At 76.4% G+C, this 21,234-nt stretch carries 19 protein-coding genes and 1 riboswitch; of the genes, 11 read left to right on the forward strand and 8 right to left on the reverse strand.

What is annotated here, in order from left to right:
* The 3 genes from ACI79U_RS19920 to ACI79U_RS19930 all read right to left on the reverse strand — a co-directional run.
* Positions 1-625, reverse strand: a 625-nt coding sequence (locus ACI79U_RS19920; RefSeq protein ID WP_457072822.1) for a DUF488 domain-containing protein, incomplete at its 3' end; no start/stop codon positions are given.
* A 5-nt stretch (positions 626-630) separates the two neighbouring features.
* Entirely contained in the window at positions 631-1,089 is a 459-nt protein-coding gene (locus ACI79U_RS19925; protein ID WP_457066892.1) for a cupin domain-containing protein, read from the reverse strand.
* A gap of 9 nt (positions 1,090-1,098) precedes the next feature.
* On the reverse strand, positions 1,099-1,713 hold the full coding sequence (locus ACI79U_RS19930; protein WP_457066889.1) for a class I SAM-dependent methyltransferase: 615 nt from the start codon (positions 1,711-1,713) through the stop codon (positions 1,099-1,101).
* Between the two features lie 111 nt (positions 1,714-1,824).
* On the opposite strand from ACI79U_RS19930, the gene ACI79U_RS19935 reads away from it, so the two are divergent.
* On the forward strand, positions 1,825-3,186 hold the full coding sequence (locus ACI79U_RS19935) for a DNA polymerase IV (protein WP_457066886.1): 1,362 nt from the start codon (positions 1,825-1,827) through the stop codon (positions 3,184-3,186).
* A 90-nt stretch (positions 3,187-3,276) separates the two neighbouring features.
* The gene (locus ACI79U_RS19940) at positions 3,277-4,218 is read left to right on the forward strand and encodes a tetratricopeptide repeat protein (protein ID WP_457066883.1); all 942 of its coding nucleotides are present in this window, start codon (positions 3,277-3,279) and stop codon (positions 4,216-4,218) included.
* A gap of 21 nt (positions 4,219-4,239) precedes the next feature.
* Here the strand turns inward: ACI79U_RS19940 and thiD are convergent, their stop codons facing one another.
* The 3 genes from thiD to thiM form a co-directional block, all read right to left on the reverse strand.
* Complete coding sequence (thiD, locus tag ACI79U_RS19945) at positions 4,240-5,058, reverse strand: bifunctional hydroxymethylpyrimidine kinase/phosphomethylpyrimidine kinase (RefSeq protein WP_457066880.1); 819 nt, start codon at positions 5,056-5,058, stop codon at positions 4,240-4,242.
* Entirely contained in the window at positions 5,055-5,717 is a 663-nt protein-coding gene (gene thiE / locus ACI79U_RS19950; RefSeq protein ID WP_457066877.1) for a thiamine phosphate synthase, read from the reverse strand. The genes thiD and thiE overlap by 4 nt, the downstream gene beginning before the upstream one ends.
* A 7-nt stretch (positions 5,718-5,724) precedes the next feature.
* Entirely contained in the window at positions 5,725-6,519 is a 795-nt protein-coding gene (gene thiM / locus ACI79U_RS19955) for a hydroxyethylthiazole kinase (RefSeq protein WP_457066874.1), read from the reverse strand.
* A riboswitch (TPP riboswitch) is annotated at positions 6,513-6,606 on the reverse strand. It overlaps the preceding gene by 7 nt.
* Positions 6,607-6,720: 114 nt before the next feature.
* Between thiM and ACI79U_RS19960 the strand changes: the two genes are divergently transcribed.
* The 4 genes from ACI79U_RS19960 (at position 6,721) to ACI79U_RS19975 (ending at position 10,305) form a co-directional block, all read left to right on the forward strand.
* The gene (locus ACI79U_RS19960) at positions 6,721-7,548 is read left to right on the forward strand and encodes a hypothetical protein (protein WP_457066871.1); all 828 of its coding nucleotides are present in this window, start codon (positions 6,721-6,723) and stop codon (positions 7,546-7,548) included.
* An 86-nt stretch (positions 7,549-7,634) separates the two neighbouring features.
* Positions 7,635-8,087, forward strand: a complete 453-nt coding sequence (locus ACI79U_RS19965; protein ID WP_457066868.1) for a GNAT family N-acetyltransferase — start codon at positions 7,635-7,637, stop codon at positions 8,085-8,087.
* Positions 8,088-8,269: 182 nt separating this feature from the next.
* Positions 8,270-8,875 carry a hypothetical protein gene (locus ACI79U_RS19970; RefSeq protein ID WP_457066865.1) on the forward strand — a complete coding sequence of 202 codons (606 nt, stop codon included), beginning with the start codon at positions 8,270-8,272 and terminating at the stop codon, positions 8,873-8,875.
* The gene (locus tag ACI79U_RS19975; RefSeq protein ID WP_457066862.1) at positions 8,872-10,305 is read left to right on the forward strand and encodes a LamG-like jellyroll fold domain-containing protein; all 1,434 of its coding nucleotides are present in this window, start codon (positions 8,872-8,874) and stop codon (positions 10,303-10,305) included. Before ACI79U_RS19970 ends, ACI79U_RS19975 begins: the two co-directional genes overlap by 4 nt.
* 6 nt (positions 10,306-10,311) lie before the next feature.
* On the opposite strand, the gene ACI79U_RS19980 is transcribed toward ACI79U_RS19975, so the two are convergent.
* Positions 10,312-12,120, reverse strand: coding sequence for a DEAD/DEAH box helicase family protein (locus ACI79U_RS19980; RefSeq protein ID WP_457066859.1), 1,809 nt, complete (start codon positions 12,118-12,120; stop codon positions 10,312-10,314).
* A 98-nt stretch (positions 12,121-12,218) separates the two neighbouring features.
* On the opposite strand from ACI79U_RS19980, the gene ACI79U_RS19985 reads away from it, so the two are divergent.
* Genes ACI79U_RS19985 through ACI79U_RS20000 form a run of 4 tightly spaced genes read left to right on the forward strand, consistent with a single transcriptional unit; the run spans position 12,219 to position 16,100 of the window.
* Entirely contained in the window at positions 12,219-13,052 is an 834-nt protein-coding gene (locus tag ACI79U_RS19985) for an alpha/beta fold hydrolase (protein WP_457066856.1), read from the forward strand.
* On the forward strand, positions 13,049-14,773 hold the full coding sequence (bluB, locus tag ACI79U_RS19990; protein ID WP_457066853.1) for a 5,6-dimethylbenzimidazole synthase: 1,725 nt from the start codon (positions 13,049-13,051) through the stop codon (positions 14,771-14,773). Before ACI79U_RS19985 ends, bluB begins: the two co-directional genes overlap by 4 nt.
* Before the next feature lie 39 nt (positions 14,774-14,812).
* Complete coding sequence (locus ACI79U_RS19995) at positions 14,813-15,658, forward strand: helix-turn-helix domain-containing protein (protein ID WP_457066850.1); 846 nt, start codon at positions 14,813-14,815, stop codon at positions 15,656-15,658.
* A gap of 4 nt (positions 15,659-15,662) precedes the next feature.
* The gene (locus ACI79U_RS20000) at positions 15,663-16,100 is read left to right on the forward strand and encodes a VOC family protein (protein WP_457066847.1); all 438 of its coding nucleotides are present in this window, start codon (positions 15,663-15,665) and stop codon (positions 16,098-16,100) included.
* On the opposite strand, the gene ACI79U_RS20005 is transcribed toward ACI79U_RS20000, so the two are convergent.
* Positions 16,101-19,394: a DEAD/DEAH box helicase gene (locus tag ACI79U_RS20005; RefSeq protein ID WP_457066844.1), complete on the reverse strand. Its 3,294-nt coding sequence runs from the start codon at positions 19,392-19,394 to the stop codon at positions 16,101-16,103.
* Between the two features lie 76 nt (positions 19,395-19,470).
* On the opposite strand from ACI79U_RS20005, the gene pgm reads away from it, so the two are divergent.
* Positions 19,471-21,105: a phosphoglucomutase (alpha-D-glucose-1,6-bisphosphate-dependent) gene (gene pgm / locus ACI79U_RS20010; RefSeq protein ID WP_457066841.1), complete on the forward strand. Its 1,635-nt coding sequence runs from the start codon at positions 19,471-19,473 to the stop codon at positions 21,103-21,105.
* Positions 21,106-21,234 lie beyond the last annotated feature (129 nt).

A 21,234-nucleotide genomic window follows, 5' to 3' on the forward strand; every position in this document is an offset into this window, starting at 1 on the left:
GCCGCCCCCCCCCCCCCGCCCCCCCCCCCCCCCCCCCCCCCCCCCCCCCCCCCCCCCCCCCCCCCCCCCCCCCCCCCCCCCCCCCCCCCCCCCCCCCCCCCCCCCCCCCCCCCCCCACCTCCCCGTCCGCACCGAGCACCGCGCCCTCCGCCGGCCGGTGCGCGCTCAACCGGCCGTCGGGCATCAGGTGCTGCACCGCGGTGCCGCGCGCCAGGACGGCCACGTCGGCGATGAGCCGCCGGTGGCAGCGCCACCACACGCTCTCGCTGCACATCACCGCGACGACCCGCTCCCCGGCGGCGCCGAGCACCTCGTCCAGCGCGGCGGTGAACTCCGTCGTCCGGGTGTGGGCGGCGTACGCGGCGAACTGCGCCACCGTCCACCAGTCGTCGACCACCGGCTCCCCCGGGGGCAGCCGCCGCCGGCCGCCGAGCCGCGGCTCCCAGCGGTAGGCCACGCCCAGCTCCGGCAGCCAGGCCTCCAGCGCCTCCCGCCGGACGTCGGGGTTCACCCGGCTGCCGGGGAAGCGGCGGACGTCGACCAGCTCGGCGATCCCGGCGGTCCGCAGCCGGTCGCCCAGGCGCGCGCGGTCCTCGGGGCCGTGGCCCACGGTGAGCAGCGGCACGCCGGTCAGCCGCGCAGGTTGAGCTGGTCGTGCCGCAGCGCGAAGGCGTCGATCTCCTCCGTCGTCGGCGTCCGGCCGTCGGCGTGCAGGTCCAGCAGGCCGGTGAAGTAGTCCTCCCGCGGGATGCCCGGGGTGAACAGGATGAGGAACCGGGCGCCGACGTCCGGGCCCGCCGACCGGAACGCGTGCACCCCCGAGCGGGGCACGTAGAGCAGGTCCCCGGCGTGCGCCGTGGTCCACTCGCCGTCGGCCAGCACCGCCAGCGACCCCTCCAGCACGTGGAACGCCTCGCTGAAGGTCCGGTGCAGGTGCGGCCCCGGCCCGCTGCCGCCGGGCGCCATCGCCACCTCGAACAACCCGAAGTCCCCGCGCGTCTGCGCGCCGGTGGCGACGAACCGGGTGCGCCCGGCCGAGGCCTGGTCGCCCCGGCGGGAGAACGTGGCGGGATCGGGCAGATGGGTCACGAGCCCGTCCTACCCCGTCCGCAGCACCGCGACCAGGAAGTCCGACCCCGGCGTGAACGGCCGCAGGTCCCAGGTGGACAGCAGCAGGTCGGGCACGAGCCCGGCGGCCCGGGCATCGGCCAGGAAGTCGTCGAACTCGTACCCCCGGCCGGCGCCGAAGCCGATCGCCGCCCGCCCCTCGTCGGCCAGGTGTGCGGCGAAGCGCTCGAGGACCGGGCGCCGGGTGCTGGGGGCCAGGAAGGCCATCACGTTGCCGGCACACACGATGCCGTCGAAGCGGTCGGGCAGGTCGAGCTCGGCCAGGTCGCCGACCAGCCACCGCGGGCCCGGGTGGTCGGCCTCCGCCGCGGCGATCAGCACCGGGTCGACGTCCACGCCCACCACGTCGTGCCCCGTACCGGCCAGGAACGCGCCGACCCGGCCCGGGCCGCAGCCGGCGTCGAGCACCCGGGCGCCGCGCGGCAGGAACGCGTCGACCAGCCGCGCCTCACCGGCCAGGTCGGCGCCCTGGGCGGCCAGCGCCCGGAACCGCTCGGCGTACCTCGCCGAGTGCTCCGGATCGGCCTGCGTGATCTGCACCCACTGGCTCTGCTCGGTCAGGCCCTGGTCCATGCCCTCGCCCATGCCCTCGTCGCTCCTCGTGCTCGGTCCCCGCGGGGAGATGATGGGTCCCCCGGGGGACCAGCCCCGCGGCGGGCCGGCGTGTTCCCGGGCGGGAGGAGAGGTGAGGACGGCGTGCGGCGCGAGCCGAGCATCATGCACCTGGACCTCGATGCCTTCTTCGCTGCCGTCGAGCAACGCGACAAGCCCTCGCTGCGCGGGCGGCCGGTGGTCGTCGGCGGCACCGGCGGCCGCGGGGTGGTCGCCACCGCCTCCTACGAGGCGCGCGCCTTCGGTGCCCGCAGCGCGATGTCCACCGCCGAGGCCCGCCGGCTCTGCCCACCCGGCACCGCGTTCCTCGGCGGCCGCTTCGCCGCCTACCGGCGGACGTCGGAGGTGGTGATGGGGCTGCTGCGCGAGCTGTCCCCGCTGGTCGAGCCGGTCTCCATCGATGAGGCCTACGTCGACCTGGCCGCCGGTGGGCACGACCTGTCCGTCGCCGGGGTCACCGCGCTCGCCCGCGACCTGAAGGAGCGCCTCGCCGCGGCCACCGGCGGGGTCACCGGCTCGGTCGGGGTGGCCACCTCCAAGTCGCTGGCGAAGATCGGGTCCGAGCTGGACAAGCCCGACGGGCTCACCGTCGTCCCGCCCGGCGCGGAGCTCGACGTGCTGCACCCGCTGCCGGTGCGGAGCCTGGGCGGCGTGGGACCGGCCACCGCCGAGCGGCTGGCCAGCATCAAGGTCACCACGGTCGGCGAGCTGCACCGGCTGTCGCTGGTCGACCTGACCAGCCTGGTCGGTCAGGCGCACGGCGCCGGGCTCTACCGGCTCGCCCGCGCCGACGACGACCGCGCGGTGGTCGCCGACCGGGAGGCGAAGTCGGTCAGCGCGGAGGAGACCTTCGCCCGTGACCTCACCGACCCCGCGCGGCTGGCCGCGGAGATCGAGGCGCTCGCGCTGCGGGTGGGTACCCGGCTGCAGCGCTCGGGCACCTCGGGGCGCACCGTCACCCTCAAGGTGCGCCGGTACGACTACTCGACGCTCACCCGGTCCCAGACGCTGGCGCACGCCCTCGACGAGCCGCGGCAGATCGCCGACGTGGCCCACCGGCTGCTCGCCGGGGTCGACCGCAGCGGTGGGGTGCGGCTGCTCGGCGTCGGCGTCTCGGGGCTGTCGCCCTACGCCCAGGGCGACCTGTTCGCCGTGCGCGAGCCGGAGCCGGCGGCCCCGGTGGTCGAGGAGGTCCCGGTGCCCGATCCCGTGGAGGCCGAGCCCGGGGAGCCCGATCCGGTGGCGCACCGGGCCGCGGTGGTGGCCTGGTACCCCGGTCAGGACGTCGTCCACGCCGAGCTCGGAGCGGGCTGGGTGTGGGGCAGCGGGCTGAACCGGGTCACGGTGCGCTTCGAGGGGCCGCGGACGGCGCCCGGGCCGGTCCGCACCCTGGCCGCCGACGACCCCGACCTGTCCCCCGGTGGCCCGCCGGACTGGGCCGGTTGAGCCGGTCCACCCCCCGGATGCTCCCCCGGACTGGTCAGTCCGGGTGCGCAGCCGTCGACGGACGACCGAGAGCCGCCCCAGACTGCCCGCATGACCCGGGACGGCGCGGCGGAGGCCGAGATCGACGACCTCATCAACCGTGGCTGCGACCTGGCGGAGGCCGGGGACCACGCAGCCGCGGCGGTCGCGTTCGGCCGGGCCGCCGCACGTGGCTCGGCGCTGGCCTGGTTCAACCTGGGCAACAGCCTGGCCGAGCTGCGCCGCTGGGACGAGGCCGTGCACGCCTACCAGCGGGCCGCGGCCGCCGGTGAGGACGACGCCTGGCTGAACCTGGCGATCGCGTTGTTGCACGTGGAACGGTGGGCCGACGCCGAGGAGGCCGCACGGGAGGCGCTGGCCGCCGGTGACCGCGCCGCCTGGGCGTCGCTCGGCGCCGCCCAGCTGGAGCAGGGGCAGCGGGAGGAGGCGCGCGCGGCCTTCCGCCGCGGGGCGGAGCTCGGTGACCTCGACGCCGCGGTGCAGCTGGCCTGGTCGCTGCGCGAGGACGGCGACCTGTCCGACGCGCAGGCCTGGCTGCAGCGGGCCGTCGACGGCGGGGACCTGCATGCCCGGGCCGTGCTGGCCTGCTGGCGGTGGGACGAGACGCGGGACCCCGCGCTGGAGAGCGAGCTGCGGGCCGGCGCCGACCTGCACCCCTCCACCCGGGTCGACCTGGCCGACCTGTTGCGCACCGCCGGCCGGCTGGACGAGGCGCGCAGCGTGCTCGAGGCGGGTGCGCTGCGCAGCGAGGAGGAGAGCTGGCGGCCGCTGGGCAGCCTGCTCGCCGAGGAGTTCGACCACCCGGTCGCGGCCGCGGCGGCCTACCGGGCCGGCATCGACGCCGGCGACCTGCACTGCCACCACGACCTCGGCGTGCTGCTGCTGGACCAGGGTGACGTCGACGGCGCGATCGAGCAGCTGCTGCGCGGTGCGGAGGGTGGCGACCAGCTGGCCGCCCGGGTGCTGCGTCAGGTGCTGGACGCCGAGAGCTGACCCCTCACCACCAGCCGGCCCTCACCACCAGCCGGCGAAGTGGTGCACCGGGCCGTGCCCGGAGCCGACCCCGAGCGTCCCGCCGGCGGTCAGCGCGGCCTGCAGGTAGTCGCGCGCCCGGTCGACCAGGGGCGCCCACTCCACCGGCCGCCCCGCCTGCCGCTCTCGGGCGGCGAGCGCAGCCAGCGCCGAGGAGAGCGTGCAGCCGGTGCCGTGCGTCGCCGTCGTCGCCACCCGTGGCCGGCGGGTCTCCAGCACGCCGTCGGCGGTGACCAGCACGTCGACGCTGTCGTCGCCGCCCAGGTGCCCGCCCTTGAGCAGCACCGCCGCCGGCCCCAGGGCCAGCAGGGCGCGGGCCTGGTCGGGCAGCTGGTCGACCCGGGTGGCCGGGGCGACGTCCAGCAGTGCGGCCGCCTCCGGGACGTTCGGGGTGATCAGGTCGCTGACCGGCAGCAGGTCGTTGCGCACGGCGTCGACCGCCTCGGCGGAGATGAGCCGGTCGCCGCTGGTCGCCACCATCACCGGGTCGCAGACCACCGGGCCACCCGGCCGGTCGGCCAGCGTGGCGGCCACCTCCCGGACGACCTCCGCGGTGCCCAGCATGCCGAGCTTGGTGGCGTGCACCGCCACGTCGGCGAACAGCGTGCGCAGCTGCTCACCCACGAACTCCGCCGGGACGCCGTGCACGCCGGTGACGCCGCGGGTGTTCTGCGCGGTGAGCGCGGTGAGCACCGCGGTGCCGTAGGCGCCCAGTGCGCTGAAGGTCTTCAGGTCGGCCTGGATGCCGGCGCCGCCGCTGGGGTCGGAGCCGGCGACGGTGAGGGCGACGGCGGCGGTCACGGGTGCACCAGCTCTCCGGTCAGGGCCGCCCGCAGCTCGCGGGCGGCGGCGGTCGGGTCGGGCGCGGCGCAGATGCCGGAGACGACGCAGACGCCGTCGACGCCGGTGGACCGCACCTCGGCGGCGTTCGTGGCGGAGATGCCGCCGATGGCCACCGCGCGCAGCCCGGCCGCCTGGGCCCGGGCGGCCAGCGACCGGGTGCCGGTCAGCCCCAGCCCGGGGCCGGCGTCGGGCTTGGTCGGGGTGGCCCACACCGGGCTGAGGCCGACGACGTCGACCGTCCCCGGCGGCAGGGCCAGCACGCCGTCGAGGTCGGCGTCGTCCCCCACCGAGACCCCGACCAGGGCGTCGGGCCCGAGCAAGGCGCGCACCTCGTCGGCCGGCAGGTCGTCCTGGCCGACGTGCACCCCGTCGGCGCCGGCGAGCAGCGCGACGTCGACGGCGTCGTTCACCACCAGCCGGACCTGCGGGGTGGGGGCCAGCACCGCCTGGACCGCGCGGGTGAGGGCCAGCAGCTCACGCCGGCTCGCGGTCTTGTCCCGCACCTGCACGGCGGTGACGCCGCCGGTCACGGCGGCGGCGACCACCTCGGGCACCGACCGCGGCGCGCACAGCAGGGTGTCGGTGACCAGGTAGAGCGTGGGGTCGAAGGGGCGCATGCCGCGCTCAGCCGGCGCGGACGTCGGCGCGGGTGAGCGCCTCGCCGTCGAGGGCGTCGAGGGCGTCGAGCCACTGCGGGGCGAAGGTGCCCGGCCCGTCGGCGAGGTCGGCGGCGACCTCGGCGGCCAGCGCCACGTGCGCGTGCGCGGCGACGGTGCCCAGCACCGGGTCGCCGGTGGCGGCGACGTAGGCGGCGGTCAGCGCGCCCAGCGCGCACCCGGCGCCGGTGGTGCGGGTGAGCAGCACCGAGCCGCCGCCGATGCGCAGCGTGCGCTCGCCGTCGGTGACGACGTCGACCGGCCCGCTGACCGCGACCACGCCACCGGTGCGCCGGGCCAGCGACGCGGCGGCCTCCAGGGCGTCGTCCGGGTCGGCGGTGCTGTCCACCCCGCGCCCGCCGGCCCCGGCGCCGGCCAGGGCGAGCACCTCGGAGGCGTTGCCGCGGATCACCGTGGGTCGCAGCTCCACCAGGTCGGCGGCGAGCGCGGTGCGGAAGCCGAGCCCGCCGACGGCGACCGGGTCGAGCACCCACGGGGTGCCCGCCTCGCCGGCGGCGCGGGCGGCCAGGCGCATCGCGTCGGCGGTCCGCTGGGAGACGGTGCCGACGTTCACCAGCACGCCGGAGGCGACCGCGGCGAACTCGCTGGCCTCGGCCGGGTCGTCGACCATCGCCGGGGCCGCGCCCACGGCGAGCAGCGCGTTCGCGGTGATCGTCTGCACCACGGTGTTGGTGAGGCAGTGCACCAGGGGTGCGGTGTCGCGCAGCGCCTCGCGGGCGGTGCGCAGATCGGTGGCGTCCATCGCCGTGACATCCCTTCGCCAGTGCCAACTGGAGCAGGTTCGACGGGTGTGCTCTCAGTCCCGGGCGGGACACCCCGTGTCAGGCCATCGACGCTAACACCGGTCCGGGGGCCGTTCACCCGGACGGGTTGTCCCGTCGGGGTGTGTTGATCACCGAGCGTCGACCTGTGAGTCTGGGCCACCGGTGACCTGGGAGGCGGCGTGGACGCGATCGCGGTGGCCTTCCTCGCCGTCGGCGTGGTGGGCCTGTTCGTGCTGGTGCTCGCCCTCGTGGTGGGCGAGATCGGCGAGTTCGGGCTCGGCGACGCCGACGGCGCCTTCTCGCTCCCGGCCATCGCGGCGTTCGTCAGCGGTGTCGGCTTCGGCGGGGCCGCGGTGACCGCCCTGCTGCCGCCGCTGCCCGGCGGGCTGGTCATGCTGTTCGCCGTCCTCGGTGGCCTGGTGGTCGCGCTGCCGCTGGCGGCCGCGGCGGTCAAGCTGTCGGCCTCGCTGCGCGACATGCCGACCGAGCCGACGCTCACCAGCGACCGGTTGCTGGGCGCCCAGGGCGTCGTGGTCTCCGGGGTGCCGGCCGGTGGCCTCGGTGAGGTGCGGCTCAGCGTCGCCGGCCAGCAGCTGAAGTACCACGCCCGCAGCGCGGTCCCGCTGCCCGCGGGCACCCCGGTCTACGTCGTCGACACGCCGTCCGACACCTCAGTCGAGGTGGTCTCGACCGCACTCGACTTCCCGCTCGACCCCCCTTCCAGCCCCGGAGGAACCGCGTCGCCCGAGGTGGTCTCCGCGGCGTCCGCCCCGCTGGCCGGGGTGGACAAGATGACGGTCATCTCCGCCGACGGCGCCGGCTCGCTGGGCCGGTCGGTGGCCGCCAACGTGGCCCAGGGCCTGCAACTGTCCGGTGACCTCACCGGGCTGGACGTCGGTGCCCTGCTGAAGCGGCTGGGCAGCGGGGCCGCCGACAGCGTGGGCGAGGCCGTGCCGGCCACCCGGGTGCCGCTCGACGGCAACGGAGCCGCACCGGCGCGCGACTGAGGCGCAGGCGTTCCCGCGGGAACGCCGACGGCCCACCGGGATCACCTGCGGCGGGCGGCGTCCTGAGGGCTTGCGACGATGCACCGGTGAACGCTGCACCCGCTCTGCGACAGGCGCCCTTCGCCGAGCTGACCCCGACCGAGCTCTACGGCATCCTGCGGCTGCGGGTCGACGTCTTCGTCGTGGAGCAGGCCTGCCCCTATCCGGAGCTCGACGGCCGCGACACCGAGCCGACCACCGAGCACCTCTGGTTCGCCGATGACGACGGCACGGTGCTGGCCACCATCCGGGTGCTGCACAACGGCGAGGACCGCGCCATCGGCCGGGTGGCCACTGCGATGGACGCGCGGGGCCGGGGACTGTCGGCGGCGCTCATCCGCCGCGGCATCGAGCTGTGCGCGGGCCGCACCGTCGACATCGGCGCCCAGGCGTACCTGGAGGGCTGGTACGAGCGCTTCGGCTTCCGCCGGTCGGGCCCGGACTACGACGAGGACGGCATCCGGCACCTGCCGATGCGGCTGGCGGCCCCGCCGCGCTGATCCGCGGCGACCCTCGGTCACCGGGCTGACCGGAGCCGGGTCACCCGCCGCCACACCTGGTCACCCAGCGGAGTGATCCGGTGACCCTGCGTCTTCTGTCCCGGCGGCGCGCGCCCTAGCGTCAGGGCTCCTGAGGTGGCCTCCGTGGACCGACCTCACCGGAGTCCCGGAGAGAGCCAGGCATGACCAGGGTGCCCCCCCGCCGTCCCGGCCGTCGCGCGACGCGACGGGGCATCGTCGTGTCCGCGGCCGGCGCGCTCGTCCTCGCCACCGCGCTGCTGTGGCAGACCGCCTACGCCGGCTTCAGCGACCAGACCACCGCGCTGGACGCCAGCGTCGGCACCGGCACCGTGGCGCTGACCAGCAACGTCGAGGGGATCGCGGTCAGCGTGACCCTCCCCGACCTGCGCCCCGGGGACACCGCGAGCCAGTGCATCGTCGTGACGTCGACCGGTTCGGTGCCGGCGGAGGTCAGGCTCTACGGCCGGAACGTCACCGGCAGCACCAGCCTGATGAACCAGATCGACCTCAGCTGGTCGGCGGGCACGGGCGGCGGCGGCAACGGCAGCTGCGCCGGGTTCAGCCGCGTCGGAGAGACCTGGTCGACCACGATGTCGTCCTTCCCCCGTGGCTACGGCAGCGGTGCGCTGGCGTGGACGACCGCCGGGAGCGTCACCGGTGAGCGCCGGACGTACCAGCTGACCTACACCTTTCGGGGCGACGCCCCCGCGAGCGTCAAGGGCGCCCGGGCCGGCATCACCTTCGTCTGGGAAGCGCAGAGCACATGACGACAGCCACCGACGACGTCCGCCGCCCTGGTCCCGTCGCCTGGCGGCAGGGCTGGACGGCGTTCGCCCTCAGCTGCCTGGGTCGGGTCGCCCTCGGAGCGCTGGCGCTGCTGCTGACCGCCTCGGTGCTGCCGACACTGTTCGGCTGGCAGTCCAGCGTGGTGATGTCCGGGTCGATGGAGCCGGCCCTCTCCCCCGGGGACGTCGCCGTGGTGCGCCCGGTCGACACCGCCGAGCTGCGCACCGGCCAGGTGCTGCTGGTCGACGACCCGGACTCCGCCGGTCAGCTGCGACTCCACCGGCTGGTCGGCGTGCAGGCCGGCGGACTGCAGCTGCGGGGTGACGCCAACCCGGCCGTCGACGGCTCGTTGGTCGACCCGTCCGCCGTGCACGGCGTGGTCACCGTCGGCCTGCCGCTCGTCGGCCGGCCCGCGGTGTGGCTGGCCGAGGGTCGGGCGCTGCCCCTGGTCGGCACCGGGGTGGCCCTGCTCGCCCTGCTGGCGCTCGCCACCGCGCACCGGCGCCCGGACGACGACGCACCGACCCCGGACGGGTCCCTGCCGTCGACGAGGCCGGGGTCCCGTCGTCCCACGCTCGCCCGCCGCCTGCGCCGCGGCACGGTGCTCACCACCGCCGTCCTGGTGACGGTCACGCTGCCCGGGTCCGGGGCGGTGTTCTCCGACACGACCGCCAGCCCCGCCCTCACCTTCCCGGTGGCGCAGTGGTGGGGCTGCTCGGACGTCGGGGGCACCTCCGGGGCACGGGCCACGCACTACTACCCGCTCCAGGACCGCTCGGGCACGACCGTCGTCAACACCGGCAGCGCCGGGAGCGCGGCGAACGGCACCTACCGGTCCGCCGGGATGACGAAACTCGTGGCCGGGCCGCCCTGCGGGAACGGGGAGGAGCAGGCCGTGCGGTTCGACGGCGCCTCCGGCGCGATCTGGACGACGCAGCCGGTCACCAACCCGCAGACGTTCTCGCTGCAGCTCTGGTTCAGCACCACGACCGGCCGCGGCGGCAAGCTGATCGGCTTCGGCAACGGGACGAACGGCGACCTGTCCAGCAGCTACGACCGGCACGTCTACCTGACCGACACCGGTCAGCTGGTGTTCGGCGTCTACAACGGGACGATCTACACGGTGACCAGCCCGCGGGCCTACAACGACGGCGCCTGGCACCTGGTGACCGCGACCTTCTCCGCGGCCAGCGGCATGCGGCTGTACGTCGACGGCGCGCAGGTCGCCACCGGGACGGCCCCCGCGGCGGAGGCCATCACCGGCTACTGGCGGATCGGCCACGACAACATGAACACCTGGCCCTCGGCGCCGACGAGCAGGTACTTCTCCGGGGCGCTGGCCCACGTGAGCATCTACAACTCGGTGCTGGGCGCCAACCAGGTCCGGGACGCCTGGCAGATCACCCGTTGACCGGGATCAATCAGCACCGGTCAGCGAGGCGGCGGGCAGCCAGTCGGCGTCCAGCAGCTCCGCGATCTGCTGCAGTCCGGCGGTGTCCCCGCCCGCCGTCGACCCGGTGACCGCGAGCCGCTCGACCATCACCCGGGCGACGTCCTCCTCGACGGTGTCCGCGGCGAACGCGACCCGCCACGGCGACACCTGGTGGTCGCGGTGCGTGCGGCCGGTGACCTGCCGTGCCGCGATGCCGGAGAACCGGGGCTGGTGGAACAGCCCCACCCGCGGGGTGGTCGAGGCGACGAGCCCGCCGGGCAGCTGCTCGCCGGCGTGCAGGCTGATCGAGGCGGTCACGGTGAACACGCACACCGGGGCCTCACCGGTCTGGAAGCGCAGCCGTTCTGCCTCGACGTCGAACCGGTCGCGGCCGTAGATGCCGGCGACGGCGATCCCGCCGTCCAGCAGCGCCTCGCGGATCGGGTCGGCCGCGGTCTCCACGAACTCCACCGAGACGGCGACCTGCCGGTCGGCCTCCACCTGCGCCCGCACCCACTCGACGGTGGCCGCGGCCCGGATGAGCCCGGCCTTCTGCCGGAAGCGCAGCAGCGCGGCCCGGCCACGGGCGGTCTCCCGCTTCCGGCGGGCCAGCTGCATCTCGGCGCGGAACTCCGACCACCCCGCCTCGTACTGCGCCCGCTCGGCCGGGGTCAGCTCCACGGGTGTACCGGTGACGTTCACCGGCCCCCACGGCGCGGGCCGGTGCAGGGTGGCCGGCGGGTCGGTGTCGGCGAGCCAGCTGCGCAGCCGGGTCAGGTCGGCGCGGCGCTCGTCGGCGTCCTCGGTCCACGCCCACCCGTAGCGGCCACGTTCCACGTGGAACCCGTGCGCGGCGAGCCGGGTGGGCAGGTCGGCCCACTCGCGCAGCGGCTCGCCGTGCAGCGTGGCGAAGTGCGGCGCCAGGTAGGGCAGCTCGAGCGGGGTGTGCGCCGGGGTCGCCGTCGCGAGCAGCACGTACGGGGCGTCCTTGACCCGGCCGCTGCCGGAGACGGACCTCCAGTGCTTCCACCGCTGGGTGGTGGTGTGCCGCACCATGTGCGCCTCGTCGGCGACGACGACGTCGAAGCCGTGCCCGGTCGCCTTCGTCGCGGCGGCGACCTTGCCCAGCCGGTCCCAGGTGGTGACGCACCAGCGCAGACCCTGCCCATCTGGTGCAGCGCCCCCGAACCCGCCGATGGAGCGCGCCCAGTGCGGCACGGTGATCGCCGCCGGGCGGTCGGCGACGACGAGCACCCGGCGCACCGGCCGCTGCTGGTCGGCCCGCTGGGCGGCGATCTGCCCCACGGCGAGGACGGCGGTGCCGGTCTTGCCGACGCCGGGGTCGTCGCCGAGCAGGAACATCCGGCCGCCGGCGGCCGCGTGCGCCGCGATCGCGGCCGCGCCGGTGACCTGCTGCTCCCGCGGCGTCATCGGCCGGGCCGGGGGCAGCGGGCGGGGGACGGCGTTGAGCTCGTCCTCCAGGTAGCGCTCCAGGCTGTGCGGCGGCGGGTCGTAGGGCTGCAGCGCCGCCGGGAGCGTGGCGCCGACGTACACGTGCGCGGAGAGCCCGGCGTGCCAGCTCGCCCCGGGGGCGGGGGCCCGGAAGGGGACGGCGAGCACCCACACCCGCTCCCCCGGACCGGCCACCGGCACCTCCGGGGCCGCCTTGCGGGCGGGCGTCGCCTTCCGGGCGGGCGCGGCCTTCCGGGCGGGCGCGGCCTTCCGGGCGGGCACGGCCTTCTTCGCGGTGGTGGCCGTGGACGAGCGGGTGGCACGCCGGCGGCGTCCGGGCACGGAGATCTCCTCGCAGAGCGGTGCAGTGAGCGGGTCGACGGTAGGCGCGGGTACCGACGGTCGCCGGCAGCGACATCGGGTCTGGTGGGATGAGGGGCATGACCGACCCGAACCGGCTGGCGGCCCGCACGCTCGGCGACACCGGGCCGCGGGTGGTCTTCGTGCACGGCCTCTTCGGCCAGGGGCGCAACTGGACGACGATCGCCAGGGCGCTGGCCGAGGACGGCCACCGGGTCACCCTGCTCGACCTGCCCAACCACGGGCACTCACCGTGGACCGACCGGGTCGACTACGGCGACATGGCCGAGTTCGTCGCCGCCGAGCTCGCCCTGCTCGGCGACCCGGTCACCCTGGTCGGGCACTCCATGGGCGGCAAGGTCGCGATGCAGCTGGCGCTGCGCCGGCCGGAGCTGCTGCGCGCGCTCGTCGTCGTCGACATCGCCCCGGTCGACTACCCGGAGACCGGTGGGCGCACCGAGGACCCCGACGAGGAGGCCTCGCCGTTCGCCGCGTTCATCGCCGCGATGCAGGAGGTCGACGTCGAGGCGCTGGAGACCCGGGAGGACGCCGACCGGGCGCTGCGCGAGGCCGTGCCGAGCACGATGGTCCGGTCGTTCCTGCTGCAGAGCCTGGTGCGCGACGGGGCGGACGGCTGGGCGTGGCGGCTGAACCTGGAGACGCTGGCCCGTGACCTGGGCGAGCTGCGCCGGTTCCCCGAGCCCCCGGCCGGGGCGAGCTACGACGGCCCGGTGCTGTGGATCGCCGGCGCGAACTCCCACTACGTGCTCGACGACGACCGCCCGCGGATGGACGAGCTCTTCCCGAGCACCCGGCTGGTGCGGGTGAAGAACGCCGGGCACTGGGTGCACTCCGAGCAGCCCGAGGTCTTCCTGGAGACCGTCCGGCGGTTCCTGCAGCAGGTCGAGCGATGACGTGGCCCCGCCCGGTGCCGCTGATCGGCGACGACACCGCGGCGTCCGAGCGGGCCGCCGACCCCACCGGCTGGGCGCTGCCGGAACCCGACCGGGCCGGCCTCTACCGCGCCATCGGTGCCCGGCGCGACGTCCGCCGCTACCGGCCCGACCCGGTGCCGGGCGAGGTGCTCACCCGGGTGCTCGGCGCGGCCCACGCCGCGCCGAGCGTGGGGCACAGCCAGCCGTGGCGGTTCGTGGTCGTCCGCGACCCGGCCATCCGCGACCGGGCCGCCGTGCTCACCGACCGGGAGCGGCTCCGGCAGGCCGCCCAGCTGGAGCGCGAGGCCGGCGCCCGGCTGCTGGACCTGCAGCTGGAGGGCGTGCGGGAGGCGCCGCTGGGCGTCGTCGTCTGCTGCGACCGGCGGACGCCGGCGGCCGGGGTGCTCGGCCGCGCGACCTTCCCCGACGCCGACCTGTGGAGCTGCGCCGCCGCGATCCAGAACCTGTGGCTGGCCGCCCGCGCCGAGGGGCTCGGCCTGGGCTGGGTGACGCTGTTCCGCCCCGAGGAGCTCGGCGAGCTGCTCGGCCTGCCCGACGGTGTGGTCACCCTCGGCTGGCTGTGCCTGGGCTGGCCCGACGAGCGGCCGCCCGCGCCGGGCCTGGAGCGGGCCGGCTGGTCGCGCCGGCAGCCGCTGGACGACGTCGTCCTCGCCGACCGCTGGCCGGCCGCCGATCCCGCGCCGCCGCCGAACCGGCTGCGCAGCCCGGAGCCGGCCGCGGTCGTCGGCGCCCGGGACCGGGCCGACCGGCTGCTCACCCCGCCCGGGTCGCTGGGCGTGCTCGACCGGGCGGTCGACCGCGCCGTCGCGCTGGGCCGCACCGAGCTGGACGGCGGCACGCTGCTGCTCGCCGCCGCCGACCACCCGGTCACCGGGCACGGGGTCTCCGCGTTCCCCGTGGCGACCACCCGGGACATCACCGCCGCCGCCGTCGCCGGGCAGGCGTTGGGCGCGACCGCCGCGCGCTCGGCCGGGCTGGACGTCGTGGTCGTGGACGCCGGGGTGCAGGGCACGGCGGTGCCCGGGGCGCTCGCCGTCCGGCCGGCCGGGGCGCGGGGTGACCTGGTGACCGGTCCGGCGCTGACCGCCGAGGACGCCGCCGCGCTGCTGGCGGCCGGCCGCCGGCTGGGCGCCGAGCACGGGACGGCGACCGGGCTGGTCGCCCTCGGCGAGGTCGGGGTCGGCAACACCACGGTCGCCGCGGCGCTGGCCGCCGGCCTGCTCGGGCTCGGCCCGGCGGAGGTCGTCGGGCTGGGCGCGGGTGCGGACTCGGCGATGGTCGAGCGCAAGCGCACGGTGGTGGCCGCGGCGCTGGCCCGGGCCGGTGCCCGGCTGGACCCGTCGACCGCGCTGGCCGAGCTCGGTGGCCCGGAGCTCGCGGTGCTGGCGGGGGTCGTGCTGGGGGCGGCGGAGGTCGGGGCGGTCGTCGTCGTCGACGGGTTCGCCACCTCGGTGGCCGCGCTGGTCGCCGTCGGGCTGGAGCCGGCCGCGCAGTCGTCGCTGGTGGCCGGGCAGCGCAGCCGGGAACGCGGGCACGAGCTGGTGCTCCAGGCGCTGGGCGTCGAGCCGCTGCTGGACCTGCGGCTGCGCGCCGGGGAGGGCGTCGGCGCGGTGCTCGCCGCCGGGCTGCTGCGCCAGGGGCTGGTACTGCGGCGGGAGACCGCCCGCGTCGACCGCTGACCCCTGGACCCGCGCCGCCGGACGGTCCACGCTGGCGGCATGGGGCAGGAGTGGGTCGGGCACCGGCCGCACCCGGCGCTGCGCGGGCTGGTCGCCGAGGCCACCGGGTACCGGCAGGAGGGGCTGGCGCCCGGGCTGCACCGCGGGCTGCCCTCCCCCACGGTGACGTTCGTCGTGACCCTCGACGACCCGCTGGAGATGGCCGCCCACCCCGACCCGCGTCAGGCGCCGGGCCGCTACGCCGGGCTCGTCGGTGGGCTGCACACCGCGCCCGCGCTGATCCGCCACCCCGGCCGGCAGTCCGGCGTCCAGCTCGCCCTCACCCCGTTGGGTGCGCGCCGGCTGCTCGGGGTGCCCGCCGGCGCCCTGGCGTCCCTGGACTGCCCGGTCGACGACGTGCTCGGCCCGGACGGCGTCGAGCTGGTCGAGCGGTTCCGAGCCGCGCCCGACTGGACCGCCCGGTTCGCCGCCCTGGAGGAGGTGCTGCTCCGCCGGGTGCGCCCGGAGAGCGCGCCGCCCCCGGAGGTCGCCGAGGCGTGGCGGCTGACCCTGGCCTCCGGTGGGCAGCTGCGGGTCGCCGACGTCGCCGGGCGGGTCGGCTGGTCCGAGCGCCACCTGCTCACCCGGTTCCGCACCGAGACCGGGTTGACCCCGAAGGAGGCCGCCCGGGTGGTCCGGTTCTCCCGTGCCCGCCGGGTGTTGCAGGCCCGGGCCGGGGCGGGCCGCCCGTTGGACCTCGCCGGCCTGGCCGCGGCCGGCGGCTTCGCCGACCAGGCGCACCTGACCCGGGAGTGGCGGGCGCTCACCGGGCTGCCGCCGTCGCGCTGGCTGGCCGAGGAGTTCGGATACGTCCAAGACGGCCGCCCGCCCGAGTCGACAATCTGAGCGCATGACCGAGACCGCAGCCACCACCACCCCAGCCACCACCGCTCCCCCGCCCACCGTCTGGCCCGCGTTCCGGGCCCGCGATGCCCGCGCCGTCATCCGCTTCCTGGTCGACGCCCTCGGCTTCGAGGAGACCGCCGTCTACGGCGAGGGCGACACCGTGGCGCACGCCCAGCTGGACTGGCCGCCCGGCGGCGGGGTGATGCTCGGTTCCGTGCGGGACGTCCCCGACGACCCGTGGCCCGCTCGGCCCGGCACGGCCGCCGCCTACCTGGTGACCGACGACGTGGCCGCGGTGCACGCCCGGGCGCGCGCCGCCGGGGCCGACGTCGTCCAGCAGCTGCACGACACCGACTACGGCGGTCAGGAGTTCGCCGTCCGCGACCCGGAGGGAAACCTGTGGAGCGTCGGCAGCTACCGCGGCGAACCGCGGCGCGGCTGATCAGCCGAAGAGCCCCCGGACGTCGTCGGCGGTGAGCGCTCCGGAGGCGAGCGCCCCGTCGTCGACGACCCGGGAGAACAGCGCCGACTTCCGCGCCTTGAGCTCCATGACCTTCTCCTCGATGGTGCCGACCGACACCAGCCGGTAGACGATCACCGTCTTGTCCTGGCCGATCCGGTGGGCCCGGTCGACGGCCTGCGCCTCGCTGGCCGGGTTCCACCAGGGGTCGAGCACGAACACGTAGTCGGCCTCGGTGAGGGTCAGCCCGAAGCCGCCGGCCTTGAGGCTGATCAGGAACACCGGCGCGGTGCCGGTGCGGAAGCCCTGGACGACGGCGTCGCGGTCGCGGGTGCGCCCGTCGAGGTACTCCCAGTCGATGCCCTCGGTGGTCAGCCGGTCGCGGATGCTGCGCAGGAAGCGGGTGAACTGGCTGAACACCAGCACCCGGTGCCCCTCGGCGACCACCGCGCGCAGGTGCTCGAGGAACGCGTCGGCCTTGCTGGAGGGGACGTCGGCGTAGGCCGGGTCGATCAGCGCCGGGTCCAGGCTCAGCTGCCGCAGCAGGGTGAGCGACCGGAAGATGGTCATCCGGTTCTTCGACATGTCCTCGACCAGGCCGAGGACCTTGCTCCGTTCCCGCTGCAGGTGGGTCTGGTAGAGCTTCTCGTGCCGCGGGTTGAGCACCACCTCGAGCACCTGCTCCTGCTTGGGCGGCAGGTCGGCGGCGACCATCTCCTTGGTCCGGCGGCGCACCAGTGGGCGGATCCGGCGGCGCAGCTGGGCCAGCTTCTCGGCGTCGCCGTCCCGCTCGATCGGGATGCGGTACTGCTCGGTGAACCGCGCCGGGTCGGGGAAGAGCCCGGGGGCGACGATCGACATCAGCGCCCACAGGTCCATCACGCTGTTCTCCAGCGGCGTGCCGGTCAGCGCCAGCTTCACCGGGGCCTGCAGCCGCCGCGCGCACTGGTAGGTGCGGGCCTGGTGGTTCTTCACGAACTGCGCCTCGTCGAGCACCAGCCCGCGCCACGGCAGCTCGGTCCACGCCTCCTCGTCGATCCGGAACAGCGCGTACGAGGTGACGACGACGTGCGCGCCGGCCACCCGGTCGCGCAGCGCAGCGCCTGACTTCCGCTCGGTCTCCGCCACCACGGCGACCCGGAGGCCCGGAGCGAATCGCGCCGCCTCCCGGGCCCAGGTCGGCACCACGCTGGTCGGCGCCACCACCAGCACCGGCGCGTCGTCCAGGTCGCCGGCCTCGTGCGCGCGGACCAGCAGGGCCAGGGCCTGCAACGTCTTGCCCAGCCCCATGTCGTCGGCGAGCACCCCGCCCAGCCGGTGGTCCCAGAGGAACGACAGCCAGCCGTATCCCTCCCGCTGGTAGGGCCGCAGCTCGGCGGCCAGCCCGGCGGGCACCGGCGGGGGTTCGGCCTGCTCCGCGTCGAGGAGCCCCCGCACCTCGCGGGTCCACCGCTCGCTCTGCTCCCCGACCACCCCGAGTCCGAGCAGCTGCTCCCACAGCGACGCCTGGTAACGGCTGACCCGGGTGCCCTCGCCCGGCACGTCCTGCAGGGCGCGGGCCTCCTCGATCAGCAGCCGCAGCTGCTCGAACTCCGGCCGTTGCAGGGAGAAGTACGTGCCGCTGATCAGCAGCAGCCGGGTGCGGCCGGCAGCGAGCGCCTTGTAGAGGGTCTCGAACGGCACGCTCTGGCCGTCGACGGTGACGCTGACGCCCAGGTCGAACCAGTCGGACTCCCCGGTGTCGCGGGCGGTGAAGCTGAACTGCGGCGCGGCGGTGGTGTGCCGGTAGTCCGTCGGGGTGCCGACCACCGTGACGTCGAGGGCCGGGTCGGCGCGGAGCGCGGGGAGCACCTCGGTGGTGAACTCCAGCGCCTCCATCCCGGCGAGTTCGGTGCGCTCGGCGAGGGGGCCCGCCGGCGTCCAGAGCTCCTGCAGGGCGGCGGCCGGGCCGGGCAGCCCCTCGACCAGCAGCTGCTCGGCGGCCGGGTCGCGGCCGTCGCCCGGTGCGGTGGGGGTGCCCGGGGCGAAGGACCGCTCGCCGTAGCGCACCGCCCAGCTGACGCACACGGTGGCGTCGCCGGGGTAGCGGACCTCGACGGCCAGCCGCGCCCGCGGCACGTCGGGGAGCTCCACCGAGCCGTCGGCGGAGATCACCGGCACCGTCTGCCGCAGCCCGGGGTACCAGTCGCGCCGGAACCGGTCGACGTCGGCGGCCGGGATGCGGATCGCCCCGCCGCGGGCCACCAGGCCGGCGAGCGCCGGCGGCACCGGCCGGTCGAGGCGGGCCAGCACGAGGCCGGGCGCGCCCCCGCCCGGACCCGCGTCACCTGCCCGGTCGCGGTCGGGGCCGTCGACGGTGACCCCGTGCGGGGGGACGCCGAGGAAGGACAGCGCGGCCGGGTCGACCGGCCGGCCGTCGACCCGCACGACGGCGGACAGCTCGGTGTGCTCGCCGTCGCCGCGGAGATCGGCCGCGACCTCGGCCGGGTCGGCGGCGAGCACCACCGGCCGGGGCGACCGGTCGGCGGTGACCAGCGCGACGCCGCCGGCGACCGCCTCGCGCAGCAGCGGCCACAACCCCGGGCCGAACTCGTGCAGGTACACGTCGCTCGGCGCGTAGGACCAGTACTGGTTGCGGGCGGCCTGGTGGGTGGCGTGCAGGGCGCGCAGCGCGGCGAGGTGTGCCGGGTCCCAGCCCGCGCTGCCGCCGTCGTACTGCAGCTGGCGCCAGGCGACCCCGGTGCGCACCCACTGCCCGCGCTTGCCGGGTACGACCGGCCGCAGCCGGACCAGCCGCTGCGGAGTGCCGGGTGCCCCGGCGGACGAACGCCCCCGCCCGGGGCCGGGGTCGACCAGCTCGAACTGCAGCCCCAGCGGCACGGCCGTGCGGGTGTCCGGCCCGGCGGCCGCGGCGACCAGCTCCTCGAGCTCCTGCTCCCAGGTGCGGGCGCGCCCCGGCCGCCGGCTCTCCGGGGCCTCCGGCAGCAGCGGGCGCAGGGAGAGCAGCACCGCCACGGCGTGCTTGCAGTCGTCGCCCACCGGACAGGTGCACGCCCCGGCCCAGCCCACCCGGCCGCCGTCGGTACGCACCACGGTGGTCCGGTAGGGCGTCGGCGCGCCGCCCTGGACCAGCCCGGTGAGCCGGCGGGCGTCGTCGGAGAGCCGGACGTCGAGGACGGCCCGGGCGAGGTAGGGCCGGGCCCGGTCGAGGACGTCTGCACCGACGGCGTCGGTCAACGCCGCATCGGTGACCATCTCCCGCCAGTCCCCGAGCACCCGATCAGGCTACGGCGAGCCACCGACGGAGCGTCCCGGGTCGCGGTCACCGGGGCCCGGACGCGAAGATCGGCCCATGAGCTCCGACCGCGCCGGCCAGCCGGCCCAGCCCTCCGACCTGGTCGACGTCCCGCACCTGGTGACCGCCTACTACACGGTCGAGCCGGATCCGGCCGACGTCGCCCAGCAGGTCACGTTCGGGACGTCGGGGCACCGCGGGTCGTCGCTGGACGGCGCGTTCAACGAGCCGCACATCCTCGCCACCACCCAGGCGATCTGCGAGTACCGGGCGCAGCAGGGGTACGACGGGCCGCTGTTCATCGGCCGGGACACCCACGGGCTCAGCGAGCCGGCCTGGGCCACCGCCCTGGAGGTGCTCGCCGCCAACGACGTCACCGTGCTGGTCGACTCCCGCGACGGCTACACCCCCACCCCGGCGGTCAGCCACGCGATCCTCACCGCGAACCGCGGGAAGAGCTCGGGTCTCGCGGACGGCATCGTCGTCACCCCGTCGCACAACCCGCCCCGGGACGGCGGGTTCAAGTACAACCCGCCCTCCGGCGGCCCGGCCGACACCGACGCGACCGGCTGGATCGCGAAGCGGGCCAACGAGCTGCTGGCGAACGGCCTGGACGGCGTGCAGCGCATCCCGTTCGCCCGGGCCCGCGCCGCGGCGCAGTCCTACGACTTCCTCGGCAGCTACGTCGACGACCTGCCCAACGTGCTCGACCTGGCCGCCGTGAAGAGCGCCGGCGTGCGCATCGGGGCCGACCCGCTGGGCGGCGCGAGCGTCCACTACTGGGGCGAGATCGCCGAGCGGCACGGCCTGGACCTCACCGTCGTCAACCCGCTGGTCGACGCCACCTGGCGGTTCATGACGCTCGACTGGGACGGCAAGATCCGGATGGACTGCTCCTCGCCGTCCGCGATGGCCTCGCTGATCGGCGCGAAGGACGAGTACCAGATCGCCACCGGCAACGACGCCGACGCCGACCGGCACGGCATCGTCACCCCCGACGGCGGGCTGATGAACCCCAACCACTTCCTCGCCGTCGCGATCTCCTACCTGTTCAGCCACCGGCCCGAGTGGGGCGCGCAGACCGCCGTCGGCAAGACGCTGGTGTCGTCCTCCCTCATCGACCGGGTCGTCGCCGACCTCGGCCGCCGGCTGGTCGAGGTGCCGGTCGGGTTCAAGTGGTTCGTGCCCGGGCTGCTCGACGGGTCGGTCGGGTTCGGCGGGGAGGAGTCGGCCGGGGCGTCGTTCCTGCGCCGGGACGGCGGGGTGTGGACGACGGACAAGGACGGCATCCTGCTGGCCCTGCTGGCGTCGGAGATCCAGGCGGTCACCGGCAGCTCGCCCTCGCAGCTGCATGCGTCACTGACGGAACGCTTCGGTGCGTCGGCCTACGCCCGGGTCGACGCGGCGGCCAGCCGGGAGGAGAAGGCCAAGCTCGGCAAGCTCTCCCCCGAGGCGGTCACCGCCACCGAGCTGGCCGGTGAGCCGATCACCGCGAAGCTCACGAAGGCGCCGGGCAACGACGCGGCGATCGGCGGGCTGAAGGTCACCACCGAGAACGCCTGGTTCGCCGCCCGCCCGTCCGGCACCGAGGACGTCTACAAGGTGTACGCGGAGTCCTTCAAGGGCGCCGACCACCTGGCCCAGGTGCAGGAGGAGGCCAAGGCGGTCGTCTCCGCCGCCCTCGCCGGCTGACCCGCCCCCGGGGGGGGGGGGGGGGGGGGGGGGGGGGGGGGGGGGGGGGGGGGGGGGGGGGGGGGGGGGGGGGGGGGGGGGGGGGGGGGGGGGGGGGGGGGGGGGGGGGGGGGGGGGGGGGGGGGGGGG

The sequence above is a fragment of the Modestobacter sp. SYSU DS0904 genome, assembly GCF_054051115.1.